The organism is Streptococcus sp. IsoGale022 (assembly GCF_031142805.1).
In the GTDB taxonomy this organism is placed as follows: Bacteria; Bacillota; Bacilli; order Lactobacillales; family Streptococcaceae; genus Streptococcus; species Streptococcus sanguinis_A.
In genome coordinates, this window is sequence record NZ_JAKZJI010000023.1 from 1 (window position 1) to 12,451 (window position 12,451).

The following is a 12,451-nucleotide window of genomic DNA, read 5'->3' on the forward strand; positions in this document are numbered from 1 at the left end:
GAGACCCGGTTTTTTGATGTTTGATTCTTGTCAATGTTAGCAGCAAACCACTTACCGCCCAAAATCTACCACTTACTGAAAAAGCCTTGTTTCTCATTTTGAAACTGATATAATAAACGTAGAAAGTAAAGGAGGTAGCAATGAAAATTCGAGTAGAACTGGATTCGGATTTAGCGGAAGTAGAGATTGTCATCAGGGCTGCTCGATTTGATGCTCAGCTCGAGCAAATTCAGCAAGCTCTGGAGCAAGCAACGGCACCGCCCATTATTTTTTATAAGGGAGCTAGCGAATATTTTCTGGATATTGACAATATTCTCTTTTTCGAGACTGACGGTAGCAAGATTTTTGCTCATACGCGTGAGGATGCTTATGAAGTCAAGCACAAGCTCTATGAGTTGGAAGACCGCCTGCCCTATTATTTTTGTCGCATATCCAAATCCAGCATTATCAATAGTAAGGCGATTTACTCGCTGGAAAAATCCTTTTCGGGCAGTAGCAGCGTCCGTTTCTACGATACCCATAAGGAAGTGTATGTGTCTAGGCACTATTATCAAATTTTAAAAGAAAAGTTAAACGAAACGAGGTAACATCATGAGAAAAACAATATTAGGACTGGCTTGCTTACTTCTAGCAGCTTGGGTACTTTTGCAGGGGAATTTCGGGATTCCCGTTATTCACATCAATGTTTGGCCTTTGTTGGTCATTATGGGCTTTGTCTATTTTTCAGCGGAGAGCTTCTATTCTGGCAACATTCCGCTAGGTTTTATCTTTGCCATTATCGCTTTTATCATTGCTAATAGCACTTACGACCTCTTGCCCAATATCTCAGCAAGCGCAGTTAGTTTTGCTGGTATTCTAGCCTGTATCGGTGTCAATTTCTTGGTCAAACCTAGCAAAAAATGGAAATTAAGGCATTTTTCTAAACATTTTTCTGGCGAAGAAATTGGTGGCGAAGGCATTGTCTTTGGCTCAGGCACCCGTTATGTCAATAAGGACAATTTTAGCTATGATGAGCTGACTTGCTCTTTTGGTAGTGCCAAGGTTTACTTTGACAACGCTAAGATAGCTGGGGATTCAGCGACTTTTAAAGTGGAAGTTGCTTTTGGTAATGCCACTCTCTTTGTTCCAAGCTCTTGGCAGGTTGTCAGCAAGGTTGCTTGTGCTTTTGGCGGTGTTTCTCAAGTTCGCGATACCAGTGAAAAAGAAAAAACGCTCTATTTAGAAGGCAGCGTGGCTTTCGGTCATTTGAAAGTGATTTATATCTAATTATTTCTTGTTTTAAAAAGGTGATTATTTGCAAAACTTGGGAACTAGCTCTTGCCAAACTCGGTAAAGTATGGTAGACTTTATAAGTATGTGGTAAAACACCTTAAACTAATCAGGAGGATAAGTATCAATGGCTAAAGTATGTTACTTTACTGGTCGTAAGACTGTATCAGGAAACAACCGCTCTCACGCGATGAACCAAACAAAACGCGCTGTTAAACCAAATCTTCAAAAAGTTACTGTTTTGATTGACGGTAAACCTAAAAAAGTTTGGGCTTCAGCTCGTGCCCTTAAATCAGGTAAAGTTGAACGCGTTTAATTTTTATTTAAAAGGATGGAAATTTTCCGTCCTTTTTTGCTTGTAAATTTCCGCCTAGACAGTTGATTTAGACCCTTCCTCTTTTACACCCTGTATAAAATATGGTAGAATAAACTATAAAATACTTTTGAGGTACAAATTATGACTGTGAAAATTAATACAAAAGATGGTCAAATTGAGCTGACTGATGATGTGATTGCGACAATCGTCGGCGGTGCAGCGACTGAAATTTTTGGTGTAGTTGGCATGGCCAGCAAAAATGCAATCAAGGATAATTTTCAAGCCCTTTTAGGAAAAGAAAACTATGCTAAGGGCGTGGTTGTGAAAGCGACTGATGAAGGTGATATCGCAGTTGATGTCTACACTGTGTTAAGCTATGGAGTCAAAATCAGCGAAGTTTCCAAAAACATCCAAGAGCGTGTTAAATTCAGTTTGGAAAACAAGCTCGGAATTACTGCCCATGCAGTGAATGTTTATATCCAAAATATTAAAGTCGTAGGAGAATAATCGTGGCAAATATTACTACTAGTTTATTTCAAGAAATGGTGCAGGCGGCATCTACTCGCTTAAATAAACAGGCTGAATATGTGAACTCTTTGAATGTCTTCCCGGTTCCAGATGGCGATACAGGTACCAACATGGGTATGACTATTGAAAATGGTGCTAAGGAAGTGTCAGATAAGTCTGCTTCAACAGTTGGAGAAGCGGCAGGTATCTTTGCGAAAGGTCTTTTGATGGGTGCGCGTGGTAATTCAGGAGTTATCACCTCCCAGCTTTTCCGCGGTTTTTCTCAAAGTGTGAAAGAGTATGAAGAGCTGACTGGTGAAGATCTAGCTCTGGCCTTTCAGTCTGGTGTAGAAGTGGCTTACAAGGCAGTTATGAAGCCGGTTGAGGGAACGATTTTGACTGTTTCCCGCGGTGCGGCGATCGGTGCCAAGAAGAAAGCTGAAGTCACTAATGATGCTGTAGAAGTTATGAAAGCGGCTCTTGAAGGAGCTAAGGCTGCTTTGGCTAAGACACCGGATATGCTGCCGGTTCTGAAAGAAGTCGGTGTTGTGGATTCTGGCGGTCAAGGACTGGTCTTTATCTACGAAGGCTTCTTGTCTGCTCTTACAGGCGAATATATTGCGTCTGAGGACTTTGTGGCGACACCTGCGACCATGTCTGAGATGATCAATGCTGAGCATCATAAGTCTGTAGCTGGCCATGTGGCAACGGAAGACATCACTTACGGCTACTGTACAGAAATCATGGTGGCTCTCAAGGCAGGACCAACCTATGTAAAAGACTTTGATTATGATGAATTCCGTAACTACCTCAACGATTTGGGAGATTCCCTGTTGGTAGTCAACGATGATGAAATAGTCAAAGTCCATGTCCATACTGAAGATCCAGGATTGGTTATGCAGGAAGGTCTCAAGTATGGTAGTTTGGTCAAGGTCAAGGTTGACAATATGCGCAACCAGCACGAAGCGCAGGTTGAAAAGGAAGAACGCTCAGCTAAGCCTGCTCAAGAAAAAGACTTTGCGATTATCGCTGTCGTAGCTGGTGATGGCTTGGCTGAAATTTTTAAGGCTCAGGGAGTTGACTATATCATCTCTGGCGGTCAAACTATGAATCCATCAACGGAAGACTTTATCAAAGCTGTGGAGCAAGTCAATGCTCGCAATATTATTATCTTGCCAAACAATAAAAACATCTTCATGGCAGCCCAATCAGCAGCGGAAGTGATTGAACAACCTGCAGCTGTTATTGAGACTCGTACGATTCCTCAAGGCTTGACCAGTCTCCTGGCTTTTGATGGCGGCAAGACTATTGAGGAAAACCAAGAGCGTATGACTGCAGCCTTGGCAGAAGTAGTCAGCGGCAGCGTGACGACTGCGGTTCGTGATACGACGATTGATGGCTTGGAAATTCATGAAAATGACAACCTCGGTATGGTGGATGGTAAGATTGTTGTTTCTAATCCAGATATGCTGGCAACTTTGAAAGAAACGTTCAGCAAGATGCTCAATGAAGACAGCGAGATTGTCTCTATCTATATCGGTGAAGACGGCAGCGAAGAGTTGGCTAGCAGTCTTGCTCAAGATTTGATGGAACAATTCGAGGATGTCGAAGTAGAAATTCATCAGGGCAGTCAGCCGGTTTATCCATATATTTTTAGTGTTGAATAGCATAAAAAGGCAATCGAAAGGTTGTCTTTTATTATTTTATAGAAAATACTTAGACAAGAAACTGGTATTATGTTATACTGTAACAAATAAAAAGTAAAAAAGGTGAACTATGAAAAAATTTTTCATTCTTGTTATTTCTGCTTCGGTACTCTTGACGGGCTGTGTGCTTCCTAGCTTCAGCAAGCATCGTCCTAGACATTCTTCTGAATCAGCAGCTTCTTCTAGGAGGACTAAATCCAGCTCTAGCTCCAGCTCTAGCAAGTCATCCAGTTCTTCTTCTGAAAGTACAGAGATTGTCTCTAAAACTTTAGTCGGAGACATTGAAGAGATCCATCATCGTGATACAATTACCTATCAGGGCAAGAAAATCTTGAATCTTCGGATGGAATTGCTCACTTCCTTGCCAGAAGAAGCTAGTGCGGCATCAGCTACTTTGACTCCAGAGGAAATGACGACTATCATTCGTGAAGGAATGCAGTCTGATTCGAATTATGTAGCAGCTAAGAGTTTGGAAGGTGTTAATATTGATTATTCAGTTACAGCGGATAAAAAACTGCAGACCTTGATTGAAATTGATTTGCAAAAGGTCAATGTCGAAGAGGTGGAAAAGAATTCTTTCTTCCAAGGCTTTGGACTAAAGGACATTAAGGATATTACACCTGAGATGTTCATTCTGAGTCTGAAGCTCAATGGTCTCAAAGAAGAGGTACAGAGCTAAATTTTAAAAAGCGTTGGTCACCTCATCTTACAAATTGAGTAGCCTCTTTATTGAAAAATTTTTTAGATTAGGCTGCTTTGATTCCAGTTTCTATCTAAATTGCAACAGACATACAACTAGTCGGCTTCTCTCAACGAGGGGGACCGGCTTTTTTGTGTCTTCATGCAGAGGGGAGATAAACAGATTATTCCAATATTTGCTAGCTTTGTGCTCTAAAAGCAGAATAGTGACATTTGTCATGTCAGTCGGTGACAAAATCAACTAGTAGGAAAAATTTCTTTGCCTTATAATATAGTTAACAAAATGATAAAAGGTTGCTGTAGGCATTGAAAAAGCGATAGTGCTTAGTATTCTTCCGGCTTTGGAAAAATAAAGGAAAGATGTACATACGGTTCATCAAATCAAAGGAGGAGCAAAATGGAACTGATTGAAGTAAAGAAGCTTTCAAAAAGCATTCATGGTAAGGAGATTTTAAAGGATATTTCCTTTGAAATCTCCCAAGGTGACTGTGTGGCCTTGATTGGTCCCAACGGAGCAGGGAAAACGACTCTCATGGATTGTTTGTTGGGTGATAAGTTTCTGACAGCAGGCCAGGCAAGGATTCAGGGACTCAAACCAACTGACAATCATCTCAAACAGTCTGTAGCGATTTTACCACAGGAAAATACAGTGGTGGAGGATTTGAAGGTCAAGGAACTTTTGACTTTCTTCCAAGCAATTTATCCAAATAGTCTGTCTGATCAAGAAATTGATGGCTTGCTGCAATTTACAGACAAGCAAAAGAATCAGTTGGCCAGTAAGCTATCTGGTGGACAAAAACGTCTCTTCTCTTTTGTTCTGAGTCTGATTGGCCGTCCTAAGATTCTGTTCTTGGACGAACCGACGTCAGCTATGGACACCTCCACTCGTCAGCATTTCTGGGAAATTGTTAATCAGCTCAAGCAGCAAGGAGTGACCATCGTTTATTCCTCTCATTATATCGAAGAAGTTGAGCATACGGCAGATCGGATTTTGGTGCTGCACAAGGGTGAGCTGATTCGGGATACGACGCCTTATGCCATGCGCAGTGAAGAACAGGAAAAACACTTCACCTTGCCGCTGACTTATCAGTCTGTGCTGGAAAAGCTGGATAATGTGACTGATATAGAAATCAAGCAAAAGGCTTTATCTTTTGCTACTAGAGATGCTGGACAGGTCTGGCAGGTTCTGCAGGAACACGGCTGTACAATCGAAGAGATTGAAGTACGTAATCGTACCCTCTTGGGTAGTATTTTTGAAACAACACAAGAATAGGAGAGTAATCATGAAAAATATGGCAAGTCTTATGAAGATTGAGTTGATTTTAATGAAACGGCAGGCTGCTTATTATCTCTTGTCTATTGGTCTGCCCAGCGTCTTTTACCTGATTTTCTCAGGAATGATGTCTGGAAGTGATACGCCTGAACCTGTGCTTCGAGGCTACCTCTTCTCTATGACTCTTTTTAGTATCATGTCTAGTGCTTTCTTTAGCATTCCAAGCACTTTACAGTCTGATAAAAATAATAATTGGCAAAAAATGATTCAGCACTCGCCGATTTCTATGGTAAAATATTATATATCAAAACTTTGCAGTACGCTGTTGACTTTTATGCTTTCTATCATTGTAGTCTTCTCGATTGGGCATTTTGTTCGCGGTGTTAATCTGCCAATGGTAGACTGGCTTCTTATTGCCGTGATTCTTCTGGTAGGAAGTGTGGTCTTTATTGCTATGGGTGTATTGGTCAGTCTCTTGCCAAGTGCTCAGCTCATGTCTGTTGTGGGCAATATCGTCTATATGGCACTGGCTGTTCTAGGCGGTCTATGGTTTCCTCTGACTATGTTTCCAAAATGGCTCCAGCCAATCGGTAAGTTGACGCCAAGTTATCAACTGATGCAAGTCGTGTCTTCTTATCTGGAACACCATGAGTTTAATGGCAAGGCCGCTTTGATTGTTCTTATTTATACGGTTTTGGTCAGCATTCTTGTGCTGCAGCTCAAAAAGCGAATTGAGGTAAAATAAATTCATGTGGGAAAAACTTAAACAAGTCCACTATATGTTTCATATTGCGCTGGTCTTTATCATCTTTCCAGTTGCGGGAGTGATTAGCGGGGAATACCCGCTTTTCGTCTTGCTCTGGACAGCTATTTTTGTTGCGGCTTACTATGCGGTCTTGTTAAGTAACCATCGCCTTATCCAGTTTTTTTCTTGGTGGCTCTTGATTGCTTACATATATTATGGTTCTGTCTGGCTGAATACAGGTTTTACCTGGTATATTTTTTATCTATCCAATCTTCTTATTTACGAACTGGATGATATTTCTTTTAAATCCTGGCGTTTTTTGACCTTTCTCGCCTTGCAGCCTGCTATTGTGCTGACTAATTATTTGATGGGCAATGTTGGTCCAGCAGAGCTGCTTTCCTATATTGTAATCTTTCTCTTTTCGGATGGTTTGACTTTTGGTCTTTATCGGATTCAAACGACAGAGCGAATCAAGGAAGAAAAGGTCAAGCAAAATGCCCAGCTGAATCTTTTCCTGGCGGAAAATGAGCGCAATCGGATTGGTCGAGACTTACATGATAGTCTAGGACACACCTTTGCTATGCTCAGTGTTAAGGCGGAGCTGGCTCAGCAGTTTTTGCAGATGGAAGCCTATGACAAGGCAGCAAAAGAACTGCAGGAAGTGCAAGAGATTAGTAAGAAGTCCATGGCTGATGTTCGGCGGATTATTAACGATCTAAAGAATCGGACTCTGGACGAGGAACTAGTGACCATTCGTGCCATGCTGGAGATGAGCGGCGTTCAGGTAAAAATAGATAACCAACTCAATGTTGCCAGTATCCCACCGAGTCAGCAGTCGACGATTAGTATGATCTTACTGGAGGCGGCGACCAATATCATTAAGCATGCCAAGGCTAAAAAGAGTAATTTTTCTTTGGTAAAGAACGACGAAAAGCTTATTTTAGACATTCAGGATGATGGTTGTGGTTTTCAAAAGCTGACTGGTCGGGAGTTGCATAGTATTCGAGAGCGACTGTCTGCCTTGTCAGGAAGGCTTGAGATTCTCAGCAGCCAAGATCCAACATGGATTCGAATTGAATTGCCATACGGAGGGAAGGAAGCATGAAACTTTTGTTAGCAGAAGATCAAAGTATGCTGAGAGATGCCTTAGCTCAGCTCTTGCAGCTGCAGTCAGATGTCGAAGAAGTCTATCAGGCCGCAGATGGGCAGAAGGCCATTGACTGTCTCAAGTCAGAAACTGTTGATGTAGCTATTTTGGATGTGGAAATGCCCCACCAGACTGGCCTAGATGTTCTCGAATGGGTCAAGGCCAATCGACCCAACATCAAGGTCATCATCGTCACAACCTTCAAGCGACCGGGCTACTTTGAGCGAGCTGTTAAGGCGGATGTAGATGCTTATGTGCTCAAAGAGCGTAGCATTGCGGATTTGATGAAGACCATCCATACCGTTCTAGATGGGCAAAAGGAATATTCGCCGGAATTGATGGAGGTGCTAATGACCAGTAGGAATCCTCTCTCTCAGCAGGAGAGGCTAGTCCTGCAAGCTGCGGCGACTGGCCTGTCCAATAAAGAAATTGCTGAAAAACTCTACCTGTCAAATGGAACGGTTCGTAACTATATGTCTGCTATTTTGACCAAGCTAGATGCTGAAAATCGAACAGAAGCTGTCCGAATCGGGCAAGAGAAAGGCTGGTTATAGCTGGCAGGAGCTTGAGAGGAATCAGATATATTGGCATATCAAGAAAAAACATTATTTCTTTTCCTTTAATCTCCAATCTTGTGTAGGCGAGCTATCGACCATTCAGAGATAATGAACTAAAAAATTGAAAAAAGAAACAGGTTTTCTATACCATAGTTAGGTAGAAGACCTGTTTCTTTTGTTTTGTATAATCTAAGAATGAATTATCATTCTTGCTACAGTTTTTGCTTGTCTTAGGGAAGCAGCCTTAGTCAGTCTTACGATTGACAGAAAAGTAGAGATAAATTAGTCCGATCAAGCCGATAGGTATGGAAAAAAGCCAGATGATAAAGAAGCGAATGATTTTCCAAATAATCATGATAAGGACAGGAATGAGAAAAATGTTGTCCCCTATAATCAAATCAACGATGCTTTCATAGACAAACATGGCAAAAGGATAAAAGAGCGTAAAACTCAGATAAAGAAAGCCAGACAGGAAGAGGTGTGCTGAAACCTTTTAGCATAACAAATAGTAGCCCAAAAAAAGCAAAGCTAAAAATGTAGTGACGAATCAGCCAAGAACGGTCAAGACTTCTGAAAATATTAAGAAATTTCTCCATTGTTGACCTCCATTGATAAATTAATAGCATTATTATACCACTAAAGAAAAAGGAAGTCCATAGAAAATAAAAGCAATAGTGTAAGAAGGTTGTTTTCCTGTTTACAGAGAAAAGGCAAACCCTGATATGGAAGCAGCATGCTCTTATTCGGTTTCTTTGGAAAATTTTCCCTTTTCATCTGATAAATCGCTAAAAAAATGTAGAAAAATATTCTGCATGGCTTGCAATTTTTTTCAAAAATGTTATCATAGTAGAAAGCTTTTTGAATTTTTAGAAAATTGTAAATAAATGAAAGGGGAAGAATGGAGAAAATCAAATTAGAAACTCCTAAGACAGGTTCGGAGCTTGTTTTAGAAACCTTGAAGAGTCTTGGTGTTGATACGATTTTTGGCTATCCTGGCGGAGCTGTGCTGCCGCTTTATGATGCCATTTATAATTTTGAAGGTATCCGTCATATTTTAGGTCGTCATGAGCAAGGCTGTGTTCACGAAGCAGAAGGCTATGCTAAGTCTACTGGGAAAATCGGAGTATCCGTCGTGACGAGTGGTCCGGGAGCTACCAATGCCATTACCGGAATTGCTGATGCCATGAGTGATAGCGTACCCCTTTTAGTCTTTACTGGTCAGGTAGCCAAGGCTGGAATCGGTAAAGATGCCTTTCAGGAAGCGGATATTGTTGGGATTACGACTCCTATCACCAAGTACAATTATCAGGTCCGGGAGACGGCAGAAATTCCGCGCATCATTACAGAAGCTATTCACATTGCGACGACAGGTCGTCCTGGGCCGGTCGTTATTGATTTGCCTAAGGATGTCTCAGCTCTGGAAACAGACTTTATCTACGACAGCAAGTTGCATCTGCCGAGTTACCAGCCGACTATTGAGCCTAATGAATTGCAGATTAAGAAGATTATCAAACAAATCTCTAAGGCTAAAAAGCCGGTTCTGCTTTCAGGAGGCGGTATTAGTTATGCCGAGGCAGCAGAGGAGCTGGTTGCTTTGGCGGAGCGGTATCAGATTCCAGTAGTCACTACCTTGTTGGGTCAGGGGACTATTGCGACAGACCATCCTTTGTTCTTAGGTATGGGTGGGATGCACGGTTCTTTTGCGGCCAATATTGCCATGACTGAGGCCGACTTTATGATTAGTATCGGCTGCCGCTTTGATGACCGTCTGACTGGTAACCCGAAAACCTTTGCCAAGAACGCTAAAGTAGCACATATTGATATTGATCCAGCGGAAATTGGAAAGATTATCAGTGTAGACATCCCTATCGTAGGGGATGCTAAGAAAGCCCTGCAGATGCTATTGAATGAAGAGCAGGTGCATAACAATACCAGCAAGTGGATTGAAAAAGTAACGCAGGATAAGGAACGGGTTCGCTCATATGATAAGAAAGAACGTGTCGTACAGCCTCAGGCTGTCATTGAGCGCGTGGGTGAGCTGACCAAGGGTGATGCCATCGTTGTAACAGACGTCGGTCAGCACCAAATGTGGGCCGCCCAATATTATCCTTATAAAAACGAGCGTCAACTGGTAACTTCTGGCGGTCTGGGAACCATGGGCTTTGGTGTGCCTGCAGCGATTGGAGCTAAAATTGCCAATCCGGATAAGGAAGTGGTGCTCTTTGTCGGAGATGGTGGCTATCAAATGACAAACCAAGAGATGGCTATTCTCAATATCTATAAGATTCCGATTAAGGTCATCATGCTCAATAATCATTCGCTAGGTATGGTGCGCCAGTGGCAGGAAGCTTTCTATGATGGTCGTACCTCTGAGTCTGTCTTTGAAACTTTGCCAGATTTTCAGCTCATGGCTCAGGCCTATGGTGTTAAAGCTTATAAATTTGACAATCCGGAGACTATTGTTCAGGATTTGGAAGTCCTGAAGGAAGATATACCAATGTTTATTGAGGTAGATATCTCTCGCAAGGAGCACGTTCTTCCGATGGTGCCGGCTGGCAAGAGCAATCATGAGATGCTGGGGGTGAAGTTCCATGCGTAGAATGTTGACAGCTAAACTCCAAAACCGTTCGGGTGTTCTGAACCGCTTCACGGGTGTCCTTTCCAGACGTCAGGTTAATATCGAGAGTATCTCAGTTGGAACGACGGAAAATCCGGAAGTATCCCGTATTACCATCATCATTGATGTGGCTTCATTAGCAGAGGTTGAGCAGATTATCAAGCAGCTCAATCGTCAGATTGATGTGATTCGGGTTCGAGATATCACAGACCGCCCTCACTTGGAGCGTGAAGTGATTCTGGTTAAGGTCTCGGCTCCAGCTGATAAGCGGGCAGAGATTCTGTCTATTATCCAGCCATTCCGGGCGACAGTTGTGGATGTGGCACCTAGCTCTATTACCGTTCAGATGACTGGTGACGCGGAGAAGAGTGAGGCTCTGCTTCGCGTCATCCGCCCGTATGGTATCAAAAATATTGCTCGGACTGGAGCGACAGGCTTTACCCGAGATTAAATCAAACCTTTAATTTGTTAAAACCGCCTAACAGGCAATAAAAATAGAAAAGAGAGTAAAACTTATGGCAGTAACAATGGAATACGAAAAAGATGTAAAAGTAGCAGCACTTGACGGTAAGAAAATTGCCGTAATTGGCTATGGTTCACAAGGTCATGCCCATGCGCAAAACTTGCGTGATACAGGCCACGATGTGATTATCGGTGTTCGTCCTGGTAAGTCATTTGATAAAGCTAAAGAAGACGGCTTTGATACTTATACAGTAGCAGAAGCAGCTAAATTGGCTGATGTTATCATGATTTTGGCTCCAGATGAAATCCAACAAGATCTCTATGAAGCAGAAATCGCTCCAAACTTGGAAGCTGGCAATGCTGTTGGGTTTGCTCATGGTTTCAACATCCATTTTGAATTTATCAAAGTTCCTGCTGATGTAGATGTCTTCATGTGTGCGCCGAAAGGTCCTGGTCACTTGGTTCGCCGTACTTTCGAAGAAGGTTTTGGTGTACCAGCTCTCTATGCAGTTTACCAAGACGCTACTGGAAATGCAAAAGACATCGCAATGGACTGGTGTAAAGGTGTTGGTTCAGCTCGTGTTGGTTTGCTTGAAACAACTTATAAAGAAGAAACAGAAGAAGATCTCTTTGGTGAACAAGCTGTGCTTTGTGGTGGTTTGACTGCCCTGATCGAAGCAGGATTTGAAGTTCTGACTGAAGCAGGTTATGCACCAGAATTGGCTTACTTTGAAGTGCTGCACGAAATGAAACTGATTGTAGACTTGATCTATGAGGGTGGTTTCAAGAAGATGCGTCAATCTATCTCAAATACAGCCGAATATGGTGACTATGTATCTGGTCCGCGCGTGATTACTGAGCAAGTCAAAGAAAACATGAAGGCGGTCTTGGCTGATATCCAAAACGGTAAATTTGCTAATGACTTCGTTGATGACTATAAAGCTGGTCGTCCAAAACTCACTGCTTACCGTGAGCAAGCTGCTAATCTAGAGATTGAAAAAGTCGGTGCAGAATTGCGTAAAGCAATGCCATTCGTTGGTAAAAACGACGACGATGCTTTCAAGATTTACAATTAAGATAAAGAGCAGATAAGACATTAGGGGTTGGAATGCGAATTCCCAGCCCCTTGTTTTGCTTGATAGAGATAAACTGG

General features: G+C 42.2%; 13 protein-coding genes. All 13 read left to right on the plus strand.

Annotated features, from left to right (window positions below):
• Positions 1-140 precede the first annotated feature (140 nt).
• The 13 genes from RG608_RS10530 to ilvC all read left to right on the plus strand — a co-directional run bounded on the left by RG608_RS10530 (position 141) and on the right by ilvC (position 12,374).
• Positions 141-587 carry a LytTR family DNA-binding domain-containing protein gene (locus tag RG608_RS10530; RefSeq protein WP_002908049.1) on the plus strand — a complete coding sequence of 149 codons (447 nt, stop codon included), beginning with the start codon at positions 141-143 and terminating at the stop codon, positions 585-587.
• Between the two features lie 4 nt (positions 588-591).
• Positions 592-1,266, plus strand: a complete 675-nt coding sequence (locus RG608_RS10535) for a hypothetical protein (RefSeq protein ID WP_002908050.1) — start codon at positions 592-594, stop codon at positions 1,264-1,266.
• Between the two features lie 130 nt (positions 1,267-1,396).
• Positions 1,397-1,585: a 50S ribosomal protein L28 gene (gene rpmB, locus RG608_RS10540; RefSeq protein WP_001140948.1), complete on the plus strand. Its 189-nt coding sequence runs from the start codon at positions 1,397-1,399 to the stop codon at positions 1,583-1,585.
• Between the two features lie 141 nt (positions 1,586-1,726).
• Positions 1,727-2,092, plus strand: a complete 366-nt coding sequence (locus RG608_RS10545; RefSeq protein WP_002893676.1) for an Asp23/Gls24 family envelope stress response protein — start codon at positions 1,727-1,729, stop codon at positions 2,090-2,092.
• Between the two features lie 2 nt (positions 2,093-2,094).
• Positions 2,095-3,759 (plus strand): DAK2 domain-containing protein, encoded by a 1,665-nt coding sequence (locus RG608_RS10550; protein WP_268686843.1) that lies wholly within the window; start codon positions 2,095-2,097, stop codon positions 3,757-3,759.
• A 109-nt stretch (positions 3,760-3,868) separates the two neighbouring features.
• Entirely contained in the window at positions 3,869-4,477 is a 609-nt protein-coding gene (locus RG608_RS10555) for an SP0191 family lipoprotein (RefSeq protein WP_268686842.1), read from the plus strand.
• Positions 4,478-4,894: 417 nt separating this feature from the next.
• The gene (locus RG608_RS10560; protein WP_308946951.1) at positions 4,895-5,770 is read left to right on the plus strand and encodes an ABC transporter ATP-binding protein; all 876 of its coding nucleotides are present in this window, start codon (positions 4,895-4,897) and stop codon (positions 5,768-5,770) included.
• A gap of 10 nt (positions 5,771-5,780) precedes the next feature.
• Positions 5,781-6,515, plus strand: a complete 735-nt coding sequence (locus tag RG608_RS10565) for an ABC transporter permease (protein WP_268686840.1) — start codon at positions 5,781-5,783, stop codon at positions 6,513-6,515.
• Between the two features lie 4 nt (positions 6,516-6,519).
• On the plus strand, positions 6,520-7,620 hold the full coding sequence (locus RG608_RS10570; RefSeq protein ID WP_268686839.1) for a sensor histidine kinase: 1,101 nt from the start codon (positions 6,520-6,522) through the stop codon (positions 7,618-7,620).
• Entirely contained in the window at positions 7,617-8,216 is a 600-nt protein-coding gene (locus RG608_RS10575) for a response regulator transcription factor (protein ID WP_268686838.1), read from the plus strand. Before RG608_RS10570 ends, RG608_RS10575 begins: the two co-directional genes overlap by 4 nt.
• A gap of 901 nt (positions 8,217-9,117) precedes the next feature.
• Positions 9,118-10,818 (plus strand): acetolactate synthase large subunit, encoded by a 1,701-nt coding sequence (locus RG608_RS10580; RefSeq protein WP_308946952.1) that lies wholly within the window; start codon positions 9,118-9,120, stop codon positions 10,816-10,818.
• Positions 10,811-11,287, plus strand: coding sequence for an acetolactate synthase small subunit (gene ilvN, locus RG608_RS10585; protein WP_002898887.1), 477 nt, complete (start codon positions 10,811-10,813; stop codon positions 11,285-11,287). Before RG608_RS10580 ends, ilvN begins: the two co-directional genes overlap by 8 nt.
• A gap of 64 nt (positions 11,288-11,351) precedes the next feature.
• On the plus strand, positions 11,352-12,374 hold the full coding sequence (gene ilvC, locus RG608_RS10590) for a ketol-acid reductoisomerase (RefSeq protein ID WP_002893657.1): 1,023 nt from the start codon (positions 11,352-11,354) through the stop codon (positions 12,372-12,374).
• Positions 12,375-12,451: the final 77 nt, after the last annotated feature.